Raw genomic sequence first — 24,686 nt, 5'->3', positions numbered from 1 at the left:
CAGCTAAATATGGTATATTATTAGGTAATGATAACGAGTTAGCGGTATGAAAAGGGGAGTTAAAATGAGTTTAAAATTTGTCCTAGGAAAAGCTAGTAAAGACCATCAAGCAAGCCTTGTTGCACAATTAAAAGCAGCGCAAACGACTGATTCAACGGCATCTTTTTTTTATCTTGTTCCCAATCATATTAAGTTCGAAGCAGAAGTTAGTATCCTTGAAGCATTAGGTAAAGACAAACTTGTCGAACAAAATATTTTTGCACAATCGAACGTCCAAGTCTTTTCGTTTACTCGATTAGCTTGGTTCTTTTTGAAGAATACACCCTATTATCAGATTCCTCGTTTATCTCAGTCTGGATTAAATATGTTAGTTTATCAATTAATTTCGGAACATGAAGATGAATTAACAATATTTCGTGGTGAAAGGACCCAAACTGGGTTTATTTCACAACTAGTCAGCCAACTGAAAGAATTAAAAGTTGGTTGTGTGACAGTTGATGATTTAACTCGGATTGCTGAATCTTTCCCAACGACTGGGGACTTAGGTGCTAAATTAGATGATTTACAAATTATCTATCGCGCATTTGATGCTGCGATGGCTGACCGATATATTGAAAATAATGATTTATTAGCAGAGTTGAGTCGTTATTTAACAGATGACGTTTTGAAGACGAGTTATTTTTATATTGACCATTTTTCTCAATTTACAGCACAAGAGCAGGAGCTCGTGAACGCACTGATTAAGGGTGCGAAACAGATTACAATTGGCTTAGTCTTAGATAAAGGCAATGCACATGAAGTTGCTGAAAAATCTGACTTATTTTATAAATCAAGCCGGATGTATGTTAATTTGATTGAAAAAGCACATCAAGCTCAGATTCCAGTGCTAACGGATAGTTATGCTGAAACCAAAGTTAACCAGAATCCCGACTTATCTCGTCTGGAAGATTTTTGGATTGACTCTAGACGGTTAGTTAAAACAAAATCAGAAAGGTTAGAAAATTCAGATTCTATTCAACTTTTTGAAGCCGATAGTCGGTATATTGAAATTCGACAAGTGGCGACAAAAATTCGCCAGTTAGTTGCAACTAAGGAGTATCGTTATCGAGATTTTATGATTTTAACGCGGCATTTAGATAGCTACGAAACGGTTATTCCACCGGTTTTTAAAGAATTTAAAATACCTTATTTTAACGATTTACAACACGCAATGGCTGACCATCCCTTAGTCGAGTTACTGGCAGCGTTATTTGAGGTGAAAGAAAAGCATTATCAATATGGCGCAATGATGCGCTTATTAAAAACTGAATTATTAATACCACAAATAGAAAATCATGCTATGCCAATTGAACAGTACCGTAGTGCTGTTGATTTAACAGAAAATATGGTTTTAAAATACGGTTTTTCTGGTTCTCAGTGGCTACGTGAAGATGATTGGACGTTCTACCGGTTTGATTTTACGGATGCAGATGAGCAACAGACGGATAAGGACCAAAGTATCACAGTACAAATTAATCAAATTAGACATTTTGTTAAAGACGTTTTACCAGGATTCTTCAATCAACTAGATCAGGCGACAACCGGTGAAGAGGGGGCAAAGCTAATTTATCAGTTTCTTGTTGAACAAGGTGTGACACAACGCTTGTTAAGTTGGCGAGACCGCTATTTAGCTGCTGGAAACATCTCACAATCAGAAGAACCAGAACAAACTTGGCAAACATTTGTTGGGATGTTAGATGAATATGTTGAAACATTGGGAACTAAAATGTTCAATACCGCTGACTTCATGGCCTTGATTCAAGCGGGATTTGAAGGGGCAAGTTACTCACAAGTGCCATCAACATTAGATCAGGTCGTTATTTCTGAATCAGGGATGGTTCAAATGAACAACCGAAAGATTACCTTTATGATTGGATCAACTGATATGGTGATGCCAGAACAAGTTAGTCAGACACAATTATTAACAGATGATGATCGGGCGAAAATGGCTAATCTATTAACTGATGATCAATACTTAGCCGATTCGGCTATTAGTCAAATGGCCGCTGAACCCTTTTTGAATTATCTCGGATTTTTAGGACCACGCGAACAATTGATTTTTTCATATCCAAGTGGCAACGATGGCGAAAAGAATTTAAATCCATCGCCTTATTTAATGATGATTAAAGAACACTTCAATTTATCAGTTCAACATTTAGCTGCTAATCCTGAATTAACAGAACAATCAGTCCTTGATTTTATCGGAACAAAACGTAGTACATTATCATCATTGGTTGTAGCTAGTCGACTTGCCAAAACAACTGCAGTATCCATGCCTAGTGCTTGGTTGTATGTGTTACGTCAACTGTCGGCTGACCCAGAAATGGGACCATTAACGAAACAATTATTAGGAAGCTTAGCGTATAAAAATATACCGGTTAAGTTGACGCCGGAAATTATAACTGATTTATATGGAACACAAATGAATACTTCAATTTCAAAACTAGAAACTTTCTATCGTAATCCATTTGAATATTTTTTACAATATGGGTTGAAATTGAAAGAACGAGACATTTTCGAGCTGTCTCCTGCAAGTACTGGTGAGTTTTTCCATATGGGGTTGGATGAGTTGATGAAAGTTGTGACTGAATCAAACCAAGTCTATGCCAATGTACCCAAAGAACAACTAGATGAATATTTGAATGTAATTTTAAAAGATATGCGCGAGTTACCTCAGTTCCAAATTCTTGGTAGTTCAAGTCGAATGGGCTATATTGCTAAACAATTAAGTCTTCTATTAAAACAAGTGACGCATGCCATGTGGCAACAAGGGCAACAAACAAAGATGAAGCCACTGAAAACAGAAGTTTTATTTGGTCATGTCGGTGCTGAGTCAGGTTTGAAAGCCCTAGCTTATAAGTTACCTGGCGGCCATTCAGTTAAAGTCCGCGGTAAAATTGATCGAATTGATTATATGAAGGTTGATTCAAAACAATATCTTGGAATCGTCGATTACAAATCAGGGATTCGAAAGTTTGATTTTAGTGATGCTTTCTATGGATTATCAATGCAAATGTTAACTTACTTGCAAGCATTGATTGAGAATGCAGAGGTAATTGCACCAAATACTGGACTGAAAACTTCGGCAGCTGGTGCAGTTTACATGCACTTACAAAATCCTAAGCTGAAAATTGAAGATGTACAGAAAAAAGGATTGGATAATACGTTGTTGAAAGCAAACCAAATGGATGGGCTATTATTGGAAGATGAGCAGTTACTGAGCCATTTAGATACTGATTTTGAAGACGAATCAACAGGGTTTTCATTAATCTATCCATTTAGAAAAACGAAAAAAGGGTTCACATCACCATCAGCTCGTTCAAAAAAATTGATTTCACAATCAGATTTAGATTTCTTGTTGGTACACAATAAACAATTAATTATTGATGCGGCAACAGATATTTTCGAAGGGATAATCGATTTAAGTCCGGCTAGATGGAACGCTAAAAAAACAGCCCTACAATATTCACCATATAAATCAATATTCCAATTTGATGCGATGTTACCCGAAAATAATTACCATGAAATAAGTAAATTAAGCTGGGAAGAAATTGAAAAACGGATTATAGACGGGGAGGCCGACAGTAATGAGTAAGTTTACATTTACACCAAATCAACAACGTGCTATCGATGAAAGTGGGACTAATATTCTTGTATCAGCCTCTGCCGGTTCCGGTAAAACACGAGTTTTAGTTGAACGCGTCATTCAAAAAATATTAACGGGAACAGCTATTGATGACTTATTAGTTGTTACGTTTACAGACGCTGCAGCTAAAGAAATGCGTCAACGGATTCAGGTGGCACTTCAAAAGGCAATCAATGAAGCAGACAATCATGAACAAAAACAACATTTAATGGATCAATTAATGCGCTTGCCAGTTGCAAATATTAGTACATTTGATGCATTTTGTCTCCAATTAATTAAACGCTACTATTATGTGATTGATTTGGATCCCGTTTTTAGAATGTTAACAGATATGACTGAGGCGGCTTTATTAAGAGAGAGTGTCTGGGAAGACGTCCGGGAAATGTTGTATGCCAAAGACGATGTCGACTTTGAGAGATTAACACAAAATTTTTCAAATGATCGAAATGATGATGGTTTATCTGAGTTGGTTTTTAGCCTATTTACATTTGCGAGTTCGAAACCAGATCCTACCGGTTGGTTGGCTAGTTTGGCAGCAACTTATGATGTTGGCGATAATTTAATCAGTAGTTCGTTTTACCAAAAGAGTATTAAGCCATTAGTTCAAGCAAATTTAACGCAAATCCAGGCCGATTTAAAAACGGCTCTAGAACTATCAATTCAATTTGGGTTAGAGAAACATCAAGCAGTGACTGAAGAAGAAAGTCAGATGTTGTTAGCTGTTGTCCAATCTGTTGAAAACGATGGTTCTTGGAATCAAATTCGCGATAATATTCGTGGGTACGAATTGAAACGTGCGCCTAGTGTGCCAGCTAAAAATTTAGAAGATGACCAAGCTGTTGCTAAGGATCAAATTAAAGAATTAAAAGCTGGAATAAAAAAACGTTTAGCTAACTTATCAGAACAATTTTTTGTTTTAAATGAAACAGAAACACTGCATATCATGACAGAATCTAAGAAATTAGTTGAAAAATTAGTCAGTGTGATTGGCTTATTTAGTGATGCCTTCACCAAAGAGAAACGTCAAAGACATATACTTGATTTTAATGATTTGGAGCATTTAGCACTGGACATTTTAGCGAGTGATTCTGAATCTTCCGAGCAAACACAAGCTGCTCTACAAGGAAAATATGAAGAAGTTCTGGTAGATGAGTATCAGGATACTAATCAACTACAAGAAGCTATTTTGACAAGGGTAACCACGACTAATCCCGGTAATATGTTTATGGTGGGGGATGTAAAGCAGTCAATATATGGTTTTAGGCTGGCTGATCCTAGTTTGTTTTTAAGTAAATACCAAGCTTATAAAGAAACTGACAGTAATGGAAATCGAATTATCTTAGCTGAAAATTTTCGTTCTGTGAAGAATGTAACAGATGTGACTAACTTAATTTTTACCCAGATTATGGATGAAACCGTTGGACAAATGGCTTATGATAATGATGCTAAATTGGTTTTTGGGGCAAACTACTACCCAGATATTGAGCAAAAAGCAGAAGTGCTGATTTACGAATCTGATGAACCTGAATCTGCAGAAAGACCGGATGATGATAGTGAAGCAACGAATGATCAGTTTGAAATTGATGGTAAATCGGAAGGCCAAATTGCTTTAATTGGTCAACGGATTCAAGCGTTAATCGTAGATGAAACAGAGATTTTTGACCGTGATAAATCAGAAAAACGTCCCGTTGAATACCGAGATATTGCATTACTAGTCCCAACTCGTAAAAATAATTTGGTGATTATTGACCAATTTAAAAAAATGGGTATTCCAGTCGTTGTGAATGATGCGGAGAGCTATTTCCAAACAACTGAAATCAGAATTATGATGTCATTATTACGAATTATTGATAATCCCTATCAAGATATTCCATTGGTAAGTGTCCTACGGTCGCCAATTGTTGGATTAGATGAAAATCAACTGGCCTATTTACGGATTGGCAACCGAACAGATGATTACTATCAAGCGGTGTTAACTTTTTATCAAAATTTTGATACGTTTAAAGCAGGTAGCTTCGCAAAAACACTGTATAATAAAATTGAACGTTTCTTAACACAACTTTCGGGCTTTCGTGAAATCGCGCATGAAAATCAAATTGCGACCTTAATTTGGCAGATTTATCAGGATACTGGATTTCTTGATTATGTCGGGGGGATGCCAGCTGGAAGTCAGCGCCAAGCCAATTTACATGCGTTGTATAACCGAGCTCACGCTTACGAAAATAGTAGTTTTAAAGGTTTATTCCAGTTTGTGCGCTTCATTGAAAAAATGCAGGAACGCGATAAGGATTTAGCAGAAGCACCTGTACAAAATGTCGCAAATGCAGTGTCAGTCATGACAATTCATGGTAGTAAGGGACTTGAATTTCCAATGGTCTTCTTGGTTGACGCGACACACCAGTTTAATCAAATGGCGATGCGAAAACCTTATTTAATTGATGATCAGGCTGGATTAGGAATAACCTATTTAAATCCTGAAAATCGGACGATGGAAGATACGCTACAAAAAACAATTGTAAAATCAGCTGCTATTGCAAAATCAGAAGCGGAAGAAATGCGATTACTGTACGTAGCCTTAACGCGTGCGGAACAACGATTATTTATTGTGGGGGCTTACACAAATAAAAAAACGGCAATTAATCATTGGCAAAAGGCATTTCAAAGCCAACAATTAGTTTTAAATGCAACAGCTCGAAGTGGTATTAAAAATTTCATGGATTGGATTGGTATGGCGCTAGTTCGTCATCCTACTTTTGATATGTCACTATTATTGGATCCAGCAACATCATCACTACTATTAAGTGATGATGAAACGCAATTTAGCGTTAAATTTTATCAAAAAACCGACCTGAACCAGATGAGTAAAGTGAGTGAAGAAGTTTCTCAGACGGATTGGTTAGAAACAATCACGGGTGAGATGCCTGAGACGTTTGAGGATATTGATGTTAATCAAATTGATCAAGTCTTAAATTTTCAGTATCCATTCGATAATTTAACTAAAACAACTGCTTACCAAGCTGTATCGGAAGTAAAACGTCTATTCGATGATCCAGCTAATCGCGAAATGAATCAGTTGAGTATTGAAGGACAAGGCAACCGATACGTTACGAGTGAACTTGCTGTACCGAAATTTATGCAGGGAGTTGCAGCACCAATGGGAAGTGATATTGGGAGTGCAACTCATCTCATTTTACAAGAATTAGATTTAACTAGTGAGATAACTTTAGCGATAATCCAAGCTAAAATTGAGCAATTAGTGACGGCAAAAGTAGTCACTAAAGAAGTTGCTACGTTAATTAATGGACAACACATTGCCAATTTCTTTCAAACGGATTTAGGCAAAGAAATTCTAACTATAGGTAACGATGTACAACGTGAAGCGCCATTCTCAATGTTACTACCTGCCAATGAGCTATTTCAAAAGGTTGAGTCAAATAAGGAAAAAGTTTTGATCCATGGAATTATCGATGGTTATTTTGTAAAAGATAATACGTTGGTGGTATTTGATTATAAGACTGATAAAGTTTCTAAAGACAATACAATAGAAGAAATAGAAAAATTGACAGCACGTTATCGTGGCCAATTGAACTTATATGGCGAAGCACTAGAGAATATGACTGGGTTGAAAGTTGCGCATAAATATCTGTATTTGCTGTCTATTAATCAAGTTGTTGAAGTTTAATAATTCGAAGATCTCATTTCAATGAGGTCTTTTTTTAATCAATGAAAAGAATAAGAAAATATTTTAAGCAATTTCAATACCACTTTGTGTTAAAAAAATAAAATAGCATTGTATATAACAAAACTTTTTTTATAAATTGGTATAGATAAGATTTTGTTGAATGAAACAAGCTATGGAAACGTAAAAAAACCCATCATATAGGTTGATAACTAATATCTATACGATTAAATGGTATAATTGTAAGCGAATACAAATTAATATTTTTAATAGTAATTCGTAATCGTTGTGCTATACTTAACAACATAGACGTTATGGAAACGATATTATTTTTAAGTGTTTCGTAACATTTTAAAATTAAATCAGATTACCTAGGAACAAAAGCAAAATGCTTAAGTTGTTTTTGAAATAATTTTTGCGTGTTTTTATATTATAAATGTAAGCGTTTTTCCGGAGTTCTTACAGTAATCTGATAAAAATTTAGGAGGTTTTAAAATGGTTGGAATTGTAATTGCAAGTCACGGTAAATTTTCCGAAGGCATCATGCAATCCGGTTCAATGATTTTTGGTGAACAAGAAAATGTTCAAGCTGTAACTTTCATGCCAAACGAAGGACCAGACGATTTAAAAGCTCATCTTGAAGCAGCAATTGCTACTTTTGATGATCCTGAAGAAGTCTTATTCTTAGTTGATTTATGGGGTGGATCACCATTTAATCAAGCAAACGGTTTGCTTGACGCTCATAAAGATAAATGGGCAATTGTTACAGGTTTAAACTTACCAATGTTAATTGAAGCCTACGCAGCACGCTTGTCAATGGATTCTGCACAAGAAATTGCTGCAAGTATTCTAAGCGAAGCAAAAGGTGGCGTTAAGATTAAGCCAGAAGATTTAGCACCAAAAGAAGCAGCTGTTGTTGCAACAAACAAACCTACTGGTTCAATTCCTGAAGGAACTGTAATCGGTGATGGTAAAATTAAATACGTTTTAACACGTATTGATTCACGTTTATTGCATGGACAAGTTGCTACAGCATGGTCTAAATCAGTTAAGCCTGACCGTATTATCGTTGTTTCTGATAATGTTGCTAAGGATACACTTCGTAAAAACTTAATTGAACAAGCTTCACCACCTGGTATTATTGCACATGTTGTGCCAATTGCTAAGATGATTGAAGTTTCAAAAGACCCTCGTTTTGGTGGAATGAAAGCATTACTTCTTTTTGAAAGTCCACAAGATGTGTTAACAGCAATTGAAGGCGGAATGAAATTTGACGAAGTTAACCTTGGTTCAATGGCTCATTCAGTTGGTAAAGTAGTTGTTAACAACGTATTATCAATGGGACAAGACGATGTTGATACTTTTGAAAAACTAGAAGATAAGGGCGTTAAATTTGATGTCCGTAAAGTACCTAACGATTCAAAAGAGAATATGGCTAACATTCTCAAAAAAGCTAAAGGTGAATTAGCAAAAGCTTAAACAACACAATAAAAGAAAATTAATTTAGGAGGCTTATTATGTCAGCTATATCAATGATTTTAGTAGTAATTATTGCCTTTCTAGCTGGTATGGGTGGAATTTTAGATGAATTCCAATTCCATCAACCACTAGTGGCATGTACATTAATCGGGTTAGTAACCGGTAATTTAACCGCCGGAATTGTTTTAGGTGGTACACTTCAAATGATCGCACTTGGTTGGGCTAATGTCGGGGCAGCTATTGCACCCGATGCTGCACTTGCTTCAGTTGCATCAGCAATTATTTTAGTATTAGGTGGACAAGGGATTAAAGGTGTTGGATCAGCTATCGCTATCGCCGTTCCCCTTGCCGTTGCCGGATTATTCTTAACAATGGTTGTTCGTACACTTGCTGTTCCTATTGTTCATGCAATGGATGCAGCAGCAGAACAAGGTAATATCCGTAAGCTAGAAATATGGCATGTTCTTGCTATTGGTATGCAAGGTATCCGTATTGCTATTCCAGCCGGAGCATTGCTCTTTATTCCAGCTGAAACAGTTAAAGGTTTCCTTGAATCAATGCCCGCATGGTTAACAGATGGTATGGCTATTGGTGGTGGTATGGTTGTTGCCGTTGGTTATGCACTTGTTATTAACATGATGGCTACAAAAGAAGTATGGCCATTCTTTATTCTTGGTTTCGTAGTCGCAGCTATTACTCAATTAACATTGATCGCTATTGGTGCTATCGGTGTTGCTCTTGCTCTTATTTACTTGAACCTTTCAAAAATGGGTGGTTCATCAAATGGTGGCGGTGGCAATAATACCGGTGATCCACTTGGCGAAATTCTAAACGATTATTAAACTGGAAGAAGGAGGAATATATTATGGCAGATAAAATTGAATTAACTAAAAAAGATCGATTGGCTGTAGCATGGCGTTCAACGTTTATTCAAGGTTCATGGAACTACGAACGTATGCAAAATGGTGGTTGGACATTCTCAATGATTCCAGCAATTAAAAAATTATACAAAACTAAAGAAGAACGTACGTCAGCAATGAAACGACACATGGAATTCTTTAACACTCATCCTTATCTTGCTTCACCAATCCTTGGTGTTACATTAGCACTTGAAGAAGAACGTGCTAATGGTGCCCCTATTGATGATGTTGCAATTCAAGGTGTTAAAGTTGGTATGATGGGTCCTTTGGCTGGTGTCGGTGATCCCGTATTCTGGTTTACTGTTCGTCCAATGTTAGGTGCTTTAGGTGCTTCATTGGCTATGGGTGGTAACATTATGGGACCAATCATTTTCTTCGTAGCTTGGAATATCATCCGTATGGGATTCATGTGGTATACACAAGAATTCGGTTATAGAGCTGGTTCTAAGATTTCTGAAGATATGTCAGGTGGCTTATTACAAGATGTTACTAAAGGTGCTTCGGTACTGGGAATGTTCGTTTTAGCCGCATTAGTAGAACGTTGGGTTTCAATCAAATTTACGCCAGTTATTTCAACAGTTAAGTTGGATAAAGGTGCTTATATTGATTTTGATAAACTCCAAGGTGGAAAAGGCATGCAAACAGCTATGCAACAAGCTAGCGACGGTTTAGCTCTTTCACCAAATAAAGTAACAACATTACAAAATAACTTGGATCAATTAATTCCAGGTTTAGCAGCATTATTATTAACATTCTTCTGTATGTGGTTACTTAAGAAAAAAGTTTCACCAATTCTTATCATTCTAGGTTTATTCATAGTTGGTATCGGTGGACACGTACTTGGAATTTTATAAAATTTCAAAAAAACTCAGGAATTTTCCTGGGTTTTTTTATATGGTTCAATGCAATTAATTAAGGTATAATAAGATAACGTCAAAAAACATTGGAGTCGAAATACTATGGTCCAGTCAATTAATACAAAGGTAGACTTAACAATCGATGCAACTGCTTTCACAGGTTTAACTGATTATGGTAAAATCATGATTGGCGATAAAGGGTTTGAATTTTATAATGACCGTGATGCACGCAAGTTTATCCAAATTCCATGGGATGAAGTTGATCAAGTTATCGCGTCTGTGATGTTTAAAGGACGATGGATTCCGAGATATGCAATTAAAACGAAGAAGAATGGGACATTTACTTTTGCGTCTAAAAAACCAAAAATGGTGTTACGTGCAATGCGTAACTATGTTGATCCAGCTCATATGGTTCAATCACTTGGAATGGGCGATGTTTTAAAACGATCAGTTAAATCAATTTTTAATAAAAAAAGTAAAAATAAGTAATCAAAAAAACATTCTCATTGAGAATGTTTTTTTAGTAGATTAAAATATTTAAACGAAATTCTTCAAAACCATTATCAATTTGAAGTTCGTCGTCTTCGAACGTTAATTTCTTATAAGGACCGCCTGTCAAATAAGTGGCAATTTTATAATGTGGTAGGCCTGCCATAATATTATGGACCTGTAATGTATCCTCTTTTGGTAGGTAGCCGAGTTTTCGCATCACAGCTTGATCATCTTCAAAATAAAGTGCAATACGACTATTTTCATTGAATGATACAACATCTTCCTTTAAAGATAATTTATCAAATGACAAATCGACGGGATATTTCCAAACTTCAAGTTCTTCGTAATCAATAAGAAGGAGTAACTGAATGTTAGATTCTAAATCCTCATCGCGCCACCCTTTATTAATATTTTCATTTTTAGTTATTGTTTGTAAGACAACCTTAAAGTTTTGATTATAAAGTGATAAGTCATCAATTTCGGCATCAAGGTACCAAGGATGATTATTTTTAATTTCAAAATAGGGACTAATTGGGTATTTTTTTGAGTCAGACATTTGATTCACCTCTTTCGAACAATTGCTTTAAGTATATCCTATAATGGGTTGAAATGCAGGTCCTTTCGATTTCTAGTAGTCAGTCTTTATCTATGGTAAGATTGTGTCCCATTTAAGATAAGGCAATCATGTTCCTTAACGAAATTAATAAACCCGACTGATAATCGTTCCCAATTAGCTTATACTTAAATGATTGGAAATGGAGTGAATCATTTGATGAATAGTCGTGCATTAAAAGTAGGAATGGCTTTATCAACGAAATTAAATATTTTAAGAGCAGGGGTATTAGGTGCTAATGATGGCATCATCTCAGTTGCAGGCGTTATTCTGGGGATGGCCGGTGCTAGTCAAGGTAAGTACTATCTTGTCTTAGCTGGACTTGCTGGTATGTTTGCGGGAGCGTTCTCAATGGCTGGTGGTGAATACGTCTCAGTTTCTGCACAAAGGGATACACAAAAATCGATTATCCATTCAGCTGCAAAAAAGTTAAAAGAAAATCGTGAATTTGAAATTGAACGATTAATTAATATCTACCAAGCAAAGGGATTCTCGCGGATGGTCGCAACGGATGTGGTCAATGAACTAATGTCTCAAAATGAACTAGAAAATTACTGTAAAGAAGTTAACAATATTGATGTCGGTGAGTACTTAAATCCGTGGCACGCAGCGATGTCCTCAATGACATCCTTTGTAGTTGGCTCGCTAGTTCCATTATTATTAATAGCGATACTCCCAACTGAGTTTATGATTCCACTGACGGTTATTGGCGTTGCTTTAGCTTTACTTTTAACAGGGGCAGTAAGCGGGATATTAGGGCGTAATAATATTAGACATGCCATGGTAAGAAATGTTTTTGTTGGATTAGTAACAATGGCTGTAACTTATTATATTGGCGGTTTATTTGGTTAAAAACCTACCCTTTTTTTAAAAAAGAGGTATGCTTATCTAAAGGAGGTGTTGTTGATGTTTCCGGAAAGATTAAAAGCATTGCGCAGAGGTAGTGGATTAACGCTAACTCAATTAGCTGTTGGATTAAATCAGTCTCAAAAATCGAATCATAACTTGAATTCTGGCCCGCAGATTGGTAGTTGGGAGCGTGGTATTAATACACCCTCATATCTTGAAGTCAGAAAGTTGGCCGAATTCTTTCATGTTTCAATTGATTTTTTAGTTGGTCAAACTAACGATGAATTGATTGATCTTGAAGATTTATTCGCACGGACGGCAACACTTTTATACCGCGATAAAATTTTATCAGGTAGTGATCGTTATGAAGTTATTCAAATGATTCAAGGATATTTAATGGGTAAATACCAGCCATATAATCTGGAAGAAAATGATGATTTAGCGTTACCACTTGAAGATGAAAACAACTAAATAAAAGCGCTATTTTAGAATTTGTTTTTACAATTAGACGTGATATAATTTAGGTGGCTTTTCAAATCAAATGAAGTTGATGAGTGTCTTCGGAAACGATATCAACTGGGACGATTTGAGAGTCATAAATAAAACGTGTCACATAGACACAAGGAGGATTTTATTCATGGAACAAGGTACAGTAAAATGGTTTAACGCAGATAAAGGTTTTGGTTTCATTACTCGCGAAGATGGTAGTGATGTATTCGTACATTTCTCAGCTATTCAAGGTGACGGTTTTAAAACATTAGACGAAGGTCAAAAAGTAACTTTTGACGTTGAAGATAGTGACCGTGGACCACAAGCAGTAAACGTAAACAAAGACTAATTTAAAATCTAAACAACTTGCCATTTAGGTGAGTTGTTTTTTTATGCAAAAAAGTAGGCCGTCAATCCCCGATTGACGGCCTACTTTTAACTATTCACGAGTTGTATTAATTTTTGTATCGGCTGTTAAAGTATTTCCAGTTTTAGCTGGAACCAAGCCAAGTGTGGAACGTAATTTATCAGTGATACGTTGTTTTTCAGTTTCGCTGGCAATTTCAAAAGCTTCTCCATTGACCATTGTTCCTGTACCTTGTAGATAATCTGAATGTGAATGATGTGTTGCCTTACGATAATTGGTACCTAAGACGGTAAGATCATTGAATGTTAAATCAGTTTTCATTTGAGATGACATTGTATTTAAAAATTTATCGTCTAATAAATTTTGAAGTTGTGTACTTTTTAAAGCCACTGCCATAATAATCTGACGTTGGCGTTTTTGTCGACCGTAATCGCCAAGAGGATCATCATATCTCATGCGGGCATACGAAAGGGCTTGTTTACCGTTGACATGAGTTTTAACGCCTTTTTTGAAGCTGGCACCATTATAAGAAAAAGATAGTGGTGGATTAACGTCAACACCGTCAACAGCATCAACTAGTGATTCTAAACCGCCCATGTTGATTGTTGCGTAGAAATCAATGGGTACATTGAAATATTTTTCAACAGTTTTAACGGCAGTTGCAGCACCACCATAAGCATAGGCAGCGTTTATCTTACTTGGAAAATCTGATTCATGGTCTGAAACCGCAACTTCAGTATCACGCGGTAAACTGATTAAGGTCATTGATTCTGTTTTAGGGTTAAGTGTGGCAACGATTAAAGTATCCGTTCGGCCACCAGTTTTAGCACGACCCAAGGCACCATCATCAGAACCTAAAAGTAAAATCGAAATAGGATGGTCCTTTTCCAAAACCGCTGCGACATTTCTAGTTTTAGCAATTTTAGTAGAAGTATAGATTTTATCAGCTGCATTTTTAGCGTTTGAGTATTTATGGTAGGCATAAACGCCACCGCAGATAGCAGCGATTATTATAATGATTAACCAAATTAAGCGACGACGTTTCTTGTTTTGCTTTTTATTTTTTCTTTCGCGTTTTGGTAAAGGCAGGTGATTAGTTGTTTCTTGGTGTAGTAGTTGTTCTTTATGATAGTTTTCTCGACGACTTGACATTGAAATGTTCCCCTTTATTAATTAATGTTCGCCAATAAAAAAGCCAGCAATTAAAATGACTAAAACGATGACGGTAATTTTAACGTACAGATAATCTTTTTCTTTGTAGAAAGCATAAATTGAAATAACGACACGAAGAATTGGTGTTAGTATTAAGCAAAATAGCCCAAGCATCATAATTGCGTAAGGTTTAAGTGCGACAATTCCAGAAATGATAGCAGAAAATGAAGTTGGAAATGTATTACCTTGATAGCCTGTTGAACCTGTAACTAAGGATAGGATAAGACCAATAATCATAATTATCGCAGAAATGAAAACGCCAATTCTTAGTATTTGACCAATCATTAATTCAATTTTTGCCATTTCGGCTGATGTGTTATTTTTTTCATTCATCATTAGATAGATACCCCGAATCCTTTTAGAATCATCTGAATGCTGACATACAATAGTACAGGTACAAAAATGAGGCGAATTATTTTTGCGGGTAGGTATTGCATTGCACGCGAACCAATTGATGAACCAACTAAAATTCCTAGCGCTAATGGAACCGCAATATCAGGTCTAATTGAACCATTGAAAAAGTAGACGGTCGCACTTGCGGCAGCGGTGACACCCATCATTAAGTTACTTGTTGAACTTGATGGTTTCAACGGCATTTTCATTGCAGTATCCATTGCCATAACTTTGAAAATACCAGATCCGATTCCTAGTAGTCCACTAGCAACTCCAGCACCAAGCATAATCGCCATCCCACCTGGAACATTTTCGACTTGATAATCAACTTGTTTTTTTAGTTGTTTATCATAGTACGAACTATTCAGTTTAAATTTGGTAGATAAATAATCAGGTTCAGCTGATTTTAAAACTTCTTCACCTACAAAAATTTTTTTAAGCATGTTGTAGACAGAAAGTAGCAAAAAAGCACCGAATAAAATGAAGAGAAAGGATGTATTAAAGACTCCTGTTAAGAGTGCTCCACAAATCGCACCAATTGTCGTTGCGATTTCTAAAAACATGGCGACCCTCAAATTTAAAACGTCATCTTTTAGAAATGCAATTGTAGCACCAGAACTCGTTGCGATAACGGCAATGATACTAGCACCAATAGCGTATTTAATATCTAATCCCATCATTAAAGTTAAGACCGGGGTGACAATGATGCCGCCACCTAATCCTAAGATAGATCCTAGAGCACCTGCCACAAGACCAGCGGCAAGCATAAGTAGTAGCGTATTCATTATTTATTTTCAACTCTTTTCTAAATTTATAAAGATATCCTATTTTACCATAAACTTACATAAAATTGAGCATTTGCTTGATTTCTGTATGAATTCTTAAAGATTTTGGTAACTAACTTTAAACAAATTAAAAAATATGATAAATTATGTGGATAAAATAGACTGTAATTAAGAGGTTAGAGTAATGATTAATAAGAATAAACTTTATGGAGTAGTCATAATAGGCAGTGGACTATTCGCAATATTGACGTTATTAATAGTAACAAAAAATAATTTTATTCATGGTATAGATAATAATATCATTGCAGTTGTTAGGTTTCATCCTACAGCGCAACTAGACCAAGTGATGCAGATAATCAGTTGGCTAAGTAGTCCGATGATGATAGGGTTGTATTCAGTCATTTTGATGATTATTTTATATAAATTACGACGAGGTGTACTCGCTATTTGGACAGGGATGACCATAATGACTGGAGCACTGTTAATTAAGCTCATTAAAAGTAGCGTCCAGAGACCTCGACCAGTGGGGCATGGATCAATTACTGGATTCAGTTTCCCCAGTGGACATACGTTCGGGGTGGCATTATTTTGTCTAACGATAATGAGTATTATGCTGGTAGAATTTAAGTATAGTAAACAATTTTTGATTAACTGCTTATTAGCGATATGGATCATGATGATTATGATTTCAAGAGTATATCTACAAGCTCACTTTCCGACGGATACGGTAGGCGCTGTTCTTTTAACAGTCACTTGGATAGCCATTGCACGCGTTATATATCTAAAAATTCTGAATAAATTTAAAATTGAGGGCTAAAAAATGAATCAATATGAAACGAAACGGCTTGTGGTACGTCCGTTATGCTCATCAGACATAAATGACATATATGAATATGCTTGTGATGAAACGGTTGGTCAAATGGCTGGCTTTTTACCCGTGAATTCATTGGCTGAAGCTAGTTTGTTCGTTGCGACGCTACAAAAACAAAGTATATTTGCGATTGAGTGTAAAGGAAATCAAAAAGTAGTCGGTAATATCGGTTTATATGAAGTAGTTGATGAGAATCAAGAACCTAGTTTGGTAGTTAAAGAGGTTGGCTATGCACTAAATCCTATTTTTAAGAATCAAGGGATAATGACTGAAGCAGTTCAAGGACTTTTAACAATGGCTCAGGCGTTAGATTTAGAACGTGTAATTGGCGTGACAACTATTGAAAATAAAGCATCTATCAAAGTGTTAAAAAAATCCAATTTTAAATTTGTTGAAAAAAGAGCGGTTTCATCCCTTTTTCAACCTGCTGCTCTAATTAATGAAATTGTTTATGCGGTTGATTTAAAATAATCAATACCAATTGTCAACGACATATGTTATCCTTTATTCGTATATATAGAACTATTTGAAAATTAATCAACCGGGGGTAGCTGACTATGCAATTAACAAAAGGATTTGAACAAGCAGCGTGTATTATTTCTTTATTGGCAACGCAGGATAAGGGTGTGCCAATTTCATCGCAAGTAATCAACGCTCGTCTTGGTGGTTCACAAACTTATCTTCGTAAAATTATGCGTAAGTTAGTCGTTGCGGGACTTGTGAAATCTGTTTCAGGTAATAATGGCGGTTTTACGTTAGCAAGGGATGCTAAGGATATCAATTTATTAGAAATTGTGGAGGCTTCGGAAGGAAAGATTGAAACCTATCCAAACTTCGGTTTCTTTGATCGTGTATTTCGTGAATTTAAACAAGATACAGAAAAAGCAACCGTCGTCGTTAATAGTGTTTTTGCTGAAGCGGATAAACGTTGGGCTAATTATTTAGAGTCACAAACGGTTTATCAACTAATTGCAGCAACGTTTGACGAAACTGAAATTCCTTTAATTAATTGGAATGAAGAAGATATCAGTGGTCAACGTAAATTAATCATTCAAAAAATTGTCGAAAATGTAACCGGAAATCATAAATAACGAAACCATTATTAACCATAACTGGGTTAATAATGGTTTTTTATTTAGGCTTACATTTGGTAAGTTTAAACCATAGTCATTTATTTGTGAAAATGCTATCATGGATACTACTAAAACAAATTCGGAGGAAATCTAATGACAGATAATAAATATTACGGCGCAGATGCCATTGTTGATAGTTTAATAAATCATGATGTGAAATATGTATTTGGTATTCCTGGTGCAAAAATTGATCGTGTTTTTGAAAAATTGGAACATCCGACGAATTCTAAATCGCCAGAATTAATTATTACGCGCCATGAACAAAATGCAGCATTTATGGCTGCTGGGATTGGTCGTATTACAGGTAAACCGGGGGTTGTTTTAACGACTTCCGGACCTGGTGCAAGTAATTTGGCAACAGGCGTTGTGACGGCTACGGCAGAAGGTGATCCTGTTCTTGCTATTTCTGGTCAAGTGAAACGTTCAGATTTAACGAGACTAACGCATCAAAGTATGAATAACACGGCATTATTTGAACCAATCACTAAATATAGTGCAGAGGTTCAAGAACCTGAGAATATTTCAGAAGTGATTGCTAATGCTTACCAAGAAGCTGAGGCTGCAAAGCAAGGGGCAAGTTTCGTTAGTATTCCCCAAGATGTAACAGATTCAGAAGTGAAAACAAAAGTTATCCAGCCTTTAATGGCACCTAAATTAGGTCCCGCTAGCCCGGTAGAAAGTACACTTTTAGCACAAGAAATTAAAGCAGCAAAATTACCTGTTTTACTTGTGGGAATGCGGGCATCTTCACCAGAAGTAACAAAAGCTATTCGTAATTTAGTTGAAGCAACGAATCTACCTGTTGTGGAAACATTTCAAGCCGCTGGTGTGATATCGCGTGAATTAGTCGGTGATTTCTTTGGTCGTGTGGGCTTATTCAGAAATCAACCAGGGGATCAATTACTTAAAAAGAGCGATTTAGTTATTACAATTGGCTATGATCCTATTGAATATGAACCACGTAACTGGAATGCAGAAGGAACAGCTAATATTGTTGTTGTTGACGATATGCGTTCAGAGATTGATCATAATTTCCAACCAAAGAAAGAGTTAGTGGGCGACATCGCGCAAACACTTGAATTTTTATTACCCTATATGAAAGGCTATCAAATGGCATCTGAATCTCGTGAGTATTTAGATGGCTTACAAGAAAAATTACAGGCTAGGGATGAAGCGCCAGTTGTGACAAGTGACACATTAACCAGTCATCCATTAAGCATTATCCAAGAATTACAAAAACGTGTTTCAGATGAAATGACGGTAGCAGTTGATGTCGGTAGTTTCTACATTTGGATCGCGCGACATTTTAGAAGTTATGAACCACGTCATTTATTATTTAGTAATGGGATGCAAACATTAGGAGTTGCGTTACCTTGGGCAATTTCAGCGGCCTTAGTTCGACCTAATACACAAATCGTCTCAATTTCTGGAGATGGTGGATTCTTGTTTTCAGCCCAAGATTTGGAAACAGCGGTTCGTTTGAATCTGAATATTGTTCATATTATTTGGAATGATGGACACTACGATATGGTTAAATTCCAAGAAGAAATGAAATATGGTCAATCTGCCGGTGTGAATTTTGGCGCAGTGGATTTTGTGAAATATGCGGAAAGTTTTGGTGCAAAAGGCTTACGCGTTGAAAAAGCACAAGATTTAGCTAAAACATTAGATGAAGCATTTGCAACTAATGGTCCTGTTATTGTTGATATACCAGTTGATTATAAAGATAATCAAGAATTAGGACAATCAATTTTAATGGATCAATTATATTAAAATAATTTTCAAGAGAGGTCAACGACATGCAAGATATAAAAAAGGTTTATCAACATGGTACCTTAGCAACATTAATTGAAGGCTTGTACGAAGGCACATTGAGTGTTGGAGAATTATTGAAACATGGTGATTACGGAATTGGAACTGTTGGTGATTTAGATGGCGAAATGATTGTGATTGACGGAAAGGCTTTCCAGATTACTGCAAAAGGTCAAATTAATCAAGTTAGCGATGACGTTCTTGTTCCATTTGCGACAGTCCATTTTAATCAAGCAGACGCATCTATTCAATTTGAAAATGTGGCAGGAAATGTTTTAGAAGAGCAATTACTTGAATTATATCCTTACCAAAATTTATTTTTTAGTGTTCTTATTAAAGGAACATTTAGTAAAATGAGTACACGATCTGTTGCTAAACAAAGTAAACCGTATCCAGAATTAACTGCGGTAACTGCCAAACAATCGGAATTTGAAGAAGAAGATATTGATGGAACAGCTATTGGCTATTTCACACCTGAGTTATTTCAAGGAATTGGTGCAGCGGGATTCCATATTCATTTTTTATCTGATGAAAATAAAATGGGTGGACATATTTTAGATTATCATTTAAAAAATGGGGTTGTGAGTTTACAGCCATTTAGTTCGATTGAACAACACTTTCCAATCGAAAATGAAGCTTTTTTAAAAAATGAAACAGATATTGAAAAGTTGCATGATGAAATTAATATAGCTGAAAATTAGGATACAGCTTGCAAAATATCAGTGAATTGATTATAGTAAGAATTATCGAAAGAAGAGGATGCAGTTTTCATAAGTATGTTTAATGAAGCAATTAAGTGCTGAAGAAGTTAAACTGAAAGGGTGAACTGCCGAAGTGGATGCTAACTTAGATTTAGTGACTGCTGGGGTCTGATTTAATAAGTCAGAAACTGTCGTGATTATATAGTAATCACGGGGCGCTTATAACGATTTGACTGAGTCTATTAATCTGAGTCTTTTTGTATAACGCGTAATAGTGTTGTACAAAAGGTCTCTTTTTCTTTTCTCAATTTTAAAAATCACGAGTGCTCCTCTATATATAGGGGGGATTTCATATGGCAGAACAAGAAGGTATGCACCGAGAGTTAAAAACAAGACACTTATCAATGATTGCCTTGGGTGGAAGTATTGGAACAGGCTTATTCGTTGCGAGTGGGTCAGCAATTTCGAAGGCAGGGCCAGGTGGTGCGTTACTAGCTTACATTGGCATTGGAATTATGGTTTACTTTTTAATGACTAGTTTAGGTGAAATGGCAACGTATTTACCAGTTTCAGGGTCGTTTGCGGTTTATTCAACGCGATTTGTTGATCCTGCGATGGGTTTTGCAATGGGTTGGAATTACTGGTTTAACTGGGCAATTACATTGGCTGTTGATATTAGTACAGCTGCCTTGGTTATGCAATTTTGGTTGCCAGATGTACCAGGATGGATTTTTAGTACAATCTCGTTAGTTATTATTTTTTCAATTAATGCGTTGTCAGTTAAATCATTTGGTGAAACAGAATATTGGTTATCAATTATTAAAGTGGTGACTGTCATTGTCTTCTTAATCGTTGGTGTATTGACTATATTTGGTATTCTAGGTGGCCATGCAACGGGACTTGAAAACTTTACAATGAAGAAAGCTCCATTTGTTGGTGGTGTTCCAATGATTCTAAGTGTATTCGTCGTCGCTGGTTTCTCTTTCCAAGGAACTGAATTAATCGGTATTACGGCGGGAGAATCAGAAACGCCTGAAAAGAGTATTCCAAAAGCAATTAAACAAGTGTTTTGGCGGATTCTACTATTCTATATTTTCGCTATTTTTATCATTGCAGCAATTATTCCGTATACAAGTCCAGATTTACTCGGCTCAAGCGCATCAGATATTTCAATTAGTCCATTTACATTGGTCTTTCAAAGAGCTGGGTTAGCCTCTGCAGCAAGTGTTATGAATGCAGTTATCTTAACATCTGTACTTTCAGCTGCAAATTCAGGAATGTATGCATCAACTCGAATGCTTCATTCACTTGCGGAACAGGGTTACGCTCCTAAAAAGTTTAAACAAACGAATAGTCGTGGTATTCCAATGGCAGCACTAGTGGGAACAACATTTATCGGATTACTCACATTTTTAGCAAGTGTTTTTGGAGCAAAAGTGTATGTCTTTTTACTGAGTGCTAGTGGGTTAACTGGATTCATCGCTTGGCTAGGAATTGCAATCTCACATTACAGATTTAGAAAAGCGTTCAAAGCGCAAGGACATGAAGTGTCAGAATTAAAGTACTCTGCAAAATGGTTCCCAGTGGGCCCTATTTTAGCGCTTGTTCTTTGTATTTTAGTTATTCTTGGACAAGATATTCAATCATTTAAAAATTTTGATTGGGAAGCAATCTCGGTTAGTTATATGAGCATTCCGTTATTTGTTATCTTGTACACATATTATAAAATACGCTATAAAACAAAATTAATTCCATTAAAAGATGTAGATTTATCAAAGAAATGAGGCACATTTTGACTAGAAGAAAATGGATGATGATGGTAGTAATGATGTGTGCACTATTAATAGGTGCATGCGGTAAGAAAGCGAATACGACACCTAGCCATAAAACGGTAAAAGTCACACAAAAAAGTGAGCTACCTAAAGGTGTAAAGGCAAATGATTGGAATTTAATATTAGTTAATTCAGAGCATAAACTCAAGCAAGAACTGGATTTTAAACAGAAAATAGATGGAAATGTTATTGTAAATTCAAAAATTGAGAGTGCTTTGAATGATTTTGTATCAGCAGCAAATAAGGCCGGGTATAAGGCGTCACTGGTATCTGGTTATCGATCAATTAGCTACCAAAAAGAGGTCTATGCAGACTCAATTAAAAGCTATGAAAATTCGGGAAAGTCAGTTGCTCAGGCTAAACAATTAACAAAAGAGTATGTGGCAGAACCAGGATCAAGCGAACATCACACCGGACTAGCAGTCGATATGATGTCATCAAATTGGTATGCCAAACATAATGATTTAGATAATAGTAGTGAAACAGATAAGGGTCAAAAATGGTTAATCAACCATGCGGTAAATTATGGATTTATATTGAGATTCCCGAAAGATAAAGAAAAATCGACTAAAATTGATTATGAAACATGGCATTTCCGCTATGTTGGTAAAAGTAACGCGAAATATATAGTTAAGCATCATCTTTCGTTAGAAGAGTATATCGATTTGCTTAATAAAGCGGGTAAGAATTAAACTTGCAATTTAATAAAACAACGCTTATTATTAAAGTAATAAATAAACACGGAAAACGTTATAAGTAGGCATTTAAGAGACGTAATGGTGGTGGAAATTACGAAGCTGAAAATCCGGCGTGAATAAGTGGGTGGGTAATGCCACACGGGAGACCGTTATCTATTTGAGTGTGACAAATGATTATTTGTCGAACTTGGGTGGTACCGCGAAAATGAGCCTTTCGTCCCAATTAGTGGATGAGTGGGCTTTTTTTATACAAAAAAAGGAGGAACAGAATATGTTAGATATTAAAATGATTCGTCAAAATGTCGATGAAGTTAAGGAACAATTGGGTAATCGTGGGGTAAAACCAGAGATTATTGATGAAATGGTTGAAAAGGATCGTAAACGTAGGGATATTATTGTTCAAACCGAAACTTTAAAAAAGAAAAGAAACGATGTATCGCAAGCTATTGCACAATTAAAACGAAATAAAGAAAATGCAGATGCTCAAATCGAAGAAATGAAAAAAGTCGGAGATGAAATTAAAGCATTTGATGAAGAATTAAAGGTTTTAGATGCAGACGTAACAGATATGGCATCGCGACTACCAAATATGCCAAATAAAACGATTCCAGTAGGTCCTGATGAAGATTCAAACATTGAATTAAGAAAAGTAGGTACACCAAGAACTTTTGATTTTGAGCCGAAAGCACATTGGGAAATCGGTGAAAATTTAGATATTTTAGATTTTGAACGTGGCGCTAAAGTGTCGGGCAGTCGATTCCTATACTATAAAGGATGGGGAGCTCGTTTAGAACGTGCTTTATACAATTTTATGCTTGATCAACATGCAATTGATGGTTATACAGAGATTATTCCTCCATATATTGTTAATGATGAGTCAATGTACGGAACTGGTCAATTTCCGAAGTTTAAGGAAGACGTTTTTCAAATCGCAAATGAAAATTTAACGTTAATTCCAACAGCAGAAGTACCATTAACTAATTACTACAGGGATGAAGTTATTCCGGAAGAAAAATTACCAGTATATTTCACAGCTCTCTCACCCTCATTCAGATCTGAAGCAGGAAGCGCTGGAAGAGATACACGTGGATTGATTAGATTGCATCAATTTAATAAAGTTGAAATGGTGAAATATACTAAACCAGAAGATTCATATGCAGAACTAGAAAAAATGACAAGTGATGCAGGCAGAATTATGGAAAAACTTGGGTTACCATATCATGTGATAACATTGTCAACGGGAGATATGGGATTCTCAGCAGCAATGACACATGATTTAGAGGTTTGGTTACCTGCACAAAATATGTATCGTGAAATTTCAAGTTGTTCTAATACTGAAGCATTTCAGGCTCGTAGGGCTCATATCCAATATAGGGATGATGATGGAAAATTACAGTTTGTACACACGTTGAATGGTTCAGGATTGGCAGTTGGTCGTACGCTAGCAGCAGTTCTTGAAAATTATCAGAATGAAGACGGGTCGGTAACTATTCCGGAAGTTCTTCAACCATACATGGGTGGATTAGACATTATTAAATAGCTTTTATCAAAAAAGCGACTTAAACTTATCAATTCGATGAGGTTAAGTCGCTTTTTTGATAAAGTAATAATTAATAAATCAAATTTATCTGTAATGAAGTATTGACAGGGTGTATACCAGATGGTATATTAATAAAGCTGATTGATACGGCAAGAAGAAATGAATATTTATTCAAAAAAATTCTTGACAAATCATGACGTGGTTGATATGATATAAAAGTTGTCAAAAGCAACCAAGTAGATCTTTGAAAACTGAACAAATTTTCGACAAATCAAATGT

At 35.9% G+C, this 24,686-nt stretch carries 21 protein-coding genes and 1 riboswitch; of the genes, 17 read left to right on the top strand and 4 right to left on the bottom strand.

From position 1 onward, the window contains the following. Positions 1 to 64 precede the first annotated feature (64 nt). The 6 genes from AC1RPH_RS06000 (at position 65) to AC1RPH_RS05975 (ending at position 11,109) form a co-directional block, all read left to right on the top strand. On the top strand, positions 65 to 3,634 hold the full coding sequence (locus AC1RPH_RS06000; protein ID WP_481761742.1) for a PD-(D/E)XK nuclease family protein: 3,570 nt from the start codon (positions 65 to 67) through the stop codon (positions 3,632 to 3,634). Then, on the top strand, positions 3,627 to 7,367 hold the full coding sequence (gene addA, locus AC1RPH_RS05995) for a helicase-exonuclease AddAB subunit AddA (protein ID WP_481761741.1): 3,741 nt from the start codon (positions 3,627 to 3,629) through the stop codon (positions 7,365 to 7,367). The genes AC1RPH_RS06000 and addA overlap by 8 nt, the downstream gene beginning before the upstream one ends. A gap of 492 nt (positions 7,368 to 7,859) precedes the next feature. Then, complete coding sequence (locus tag AC1RPH_RS05990; protein ID WP_481761740.1) at positions 7,860 to 8,843, top strand: mannose/fructose/sorbose PTS transporter subunit IIA; 984 nt, start codon at positions 7,860 to 7,862, stop codon at positions 8,841 to 8,843. Between the two features lie 38 nt (positions 8,844 to 8,881). Next, positions 8,882 to 9,685: a PTS mannose/fructose/sorbose transporter subunit IIC gene (locus AC1RPH_RS05985; protein WP_481761739.1), complete on the top strand. Its 804-nt coding sequence runs from the start codon at positions 8,882 to 8,884 to the stop codon at positions 9,683 to 9,685. A 23-nt stretch (positions 9,686 to 9,708) separates the two neighbouring features. After that, entirely contained in the window at positions 9,709 to 10,617 is a 909-nt protein-coding gene (locus AC1RPH_RS05980) for a PTS system mannose/fructose/sorbose family transporter subunit IID (RefSeq protein WP_481761738.1), read from the top strand. A 105-nt stretch (positions 10,618 to 10,722) separates the two neighbouring features. After that, complete coding sequence (locus AC1RPH_RS05975) at positions 10,723 to 11,109, top strand: DUF956 family protein (protein WP_409021995.1); 387 nt, start codon at positions 10,723 to 10,725, stop codon at positions 11,107 to 11,109. Between the two features lie 31 nt (positions 11,110 to 11,140). Here AC1RPH_RS05975 and AC1RPH_RS05970 read toward each other — a convergent pair whose 3' ends face one another. Further along, entirely contained in the window at positions 11,141 to 11,668 is a 528-nt protein-coding gene (locus AC1RPH_RS05970; RefSeq protein ID WP_481761737.1) for a hypothetical protein, read from the bottom strand. 216 nt (positions 11,669 to 11,884) lie between these two features. Between AC1RPH_RS05970 and AC1RPH_RS05965 the strand changes: the two genes are divergently transcribed. The 3 genes from AC1RPH_RS05965 to AC1RPH_RS05955 all read left to right on the top strand — a co-directional run bounded on the left by AC1RPH_RS05965 (position 11,885) and on the right by AC1RPH_RS05955 (position 13,412). Then, on the top strand, positions 11,885 to 12,577 hold the full coding sequence (locus AC1RPH_RS05965) for a VIT1/CCC1 transporter family protein (RefSeq protein ID WP_481761736.1): 693 nt from the start codon (positions 11,885 to 11,887) through the stop codon (positions 12,575 to 12,577). Between the two features lie 54 nt (positions 12,578 to 12,631). Beyond that, positions 12,632 to 13,045, top strand: coding sequence for a helix-turn-helix domain-containing protein (locus tag AC1RPH_RS05960; RefSeq protein WP_481761735.1), 414 nt, complete (start codon positions 12,632 to 12,634; stop codon positions 13,043 to 13,045). A gap of 166 nt (positions 13,046 to 13,211) precedes the next feature. Further along, positions 13,212 to 13,412, top strand: a complete 201-nt coding sequence (locus AC1RPH_RS05955; protein ID WP_112251328.1) for a cold-shock protein — start codon at positions 13,212 to 13,214, stop codon at positions 13,410 to 13,412. A 90-nt stretch (positions 13,413 to 13,502) separates the two neighbouring features. Here the strand turns inward: AC1RPH_RS05955 and AC1RPH_RS05950 are convergent, their stop codons facing one another. Genes AC1RPH_RS05950 through AC1RPH_RS05940 form a run of 3 tightly spaced genes read right to left on the bottom strand, consistent with a single transcriptional unit; the run spans position 13,503 to position 15,820 of the window. Continuing rightward, entirely contained in the window at positions 13,503 to 14,582 is a 1,080-nt protein-coding gene (locus AC1RPH_RS05950; protein WP_481761734.1) for an LCP family glycopolymer transferase, read from the bottom strand. Positions 14,583 to 14,603: 21 nt separating this feature from the next. After that, positions 14,604 to 14,978 (bottom strand): DUF1634 domain-containing protein, encoded by a 375-nt coding sequence (locus AC1RPH_RS05945; protein ID WP_481761733.1) that lies wholly within the window; start codon positions 14,976 to 14,978, stop codon positions 14,604 to 14,606. After that, entirely contained in the window at positions 14,978 to 15,820 is an 843-nt protein-coding gene (locus AC1RPH_RS05940) for a sulfite exporter TauE/SafE family protein (protein WP_481761732.1), read from the bottom strand. Before AC1RPH_RS05940 ends, AC1RPH_RS05945 begins: the two co-directional genes overlap by 1 nt. A 184-nt stretch (positions 15,821 to 16,004) precedes the next feature. On the opposite strand from AC1RPH_RS05940, the gene AC1RPH_RS05935 reads away from it, so the two are divergent. The 8 genes from AC1RPH_RS05935 (at position 16,005) to serS (ending at position 24,407) form a co-directional block, all read left to right on the top strand. Then, positions 16,005 to 16,637, top strand: a complete 633-nt coding sequence (locus AC1RPH_RS05935) for a phosphatase PAP2 family protein (protein ID WP_481761731.1) — start codon at positions 16,005 to 16,007, stop codon at positions 16,635 to 16,637. A 3-nt stretch (positions 16,638 to 16,640) separates the two neighbouring features. Then, complete coding sequence (locus AC1RPH_RS05930; RefSeq protein ID WP_481761730.1) at positions 16,641 to 17,162, top strand: GNAT family N-acetyltransferase; 522 nt, start codon at positions 16,641 to 16,643, stop codon at positions 17,160 to 17,162. Positions 17,163 to 17,248: 86 nt separating this feature from the next. Then, positions 17,249 to 17,782 carry an Rrf2 family transcriptional regulator gene (locus tag AC1RPH_RS05925; protein ID WP_481761729.1) on the top strand — a complete coding sequence of 178 codons (534 nt, stop codon included), beginning with the start codon at positions 17,249 to 17,251 and terminating at the stop codon, positions 17,780 to 17,782. A 135-nt stretch (positions 17,783 to 17,917) separates the two neighbouring features. After that, entirely contained in the window at positions 17,918 to 19,597 is a 1,680-nt protein-coding gene (alsS, locus tag AC1RPH_RS05920; RefSeq protein WP_481761728.1) for an acetolactate synthase AlsS, read from the top strand. 26 nt (positions 19,598 to 19,623) lie between these two features. Continuing rightward, a complete protein-coding gene (gene budA, locus AC1RPH_RS05915; RefSeq protein WP_481761727.1) occupies positions 19,624 to 20,337 on the top strand; it encodes an acetolactate decarboxylase in 714 nt (237 codons plus the stop codon). A gap of 44 nt (positions 20,338 to 20,381) precedes the next feature. Further along, a riboswitch (Lysine riboswitch) is annotated at positions 20,382 to 20,566 on the top strand. A gap of 124 nt (positions 20,567 to 20,690) precedes the next feature. Then, positions 20,691 to 22,121 (top strand): amino acid permease, encoded by a 1,431-nt coding sequence (locus AC1RPH_RS05910; RefSeq protein ID WP_481761726.1) that lies wholly within the window; start codon positions 20,691 to 20,693, stop codon positions 22,119 to 22,121. Between the two features lie 8 nt (positions 22,122 to 22,129). Continuing rightward, positions 22,130 to 22,861, top strand: coding sequence for a M15 family metallopeptidase (locus AC1RPH_RS05905; protein ID WP_481761725.1), 732 nt, complete (start codon positions 22,130 to 22,132; stop codon positions 22,859 to 22,861). Positions 22,862 to 23,138: 277 nt separating this feature from the next. Then, complete coding sequence (gene serS / locus AC1RPH_RS05900) at positions 23,139 to 24,407, top strand: serine--tRNA ligase (RefSeq protein ID WP_481761724.1); 1,269 nt, start codon at positions 23,139 to 23,141, stop codon at positions 24,405 to 24,407. Positions 24,408 to 24,686: the final 279 nt, after the last annotated feature.

The organism is Dellaglioa sp. CoH-57-MRSF-16 (assembly GCF_056782055.1).
Note: the sequence above shows the minus strand (reverse complement) of the source record. Positions and strands in the feature narration are given on the sequence as shown.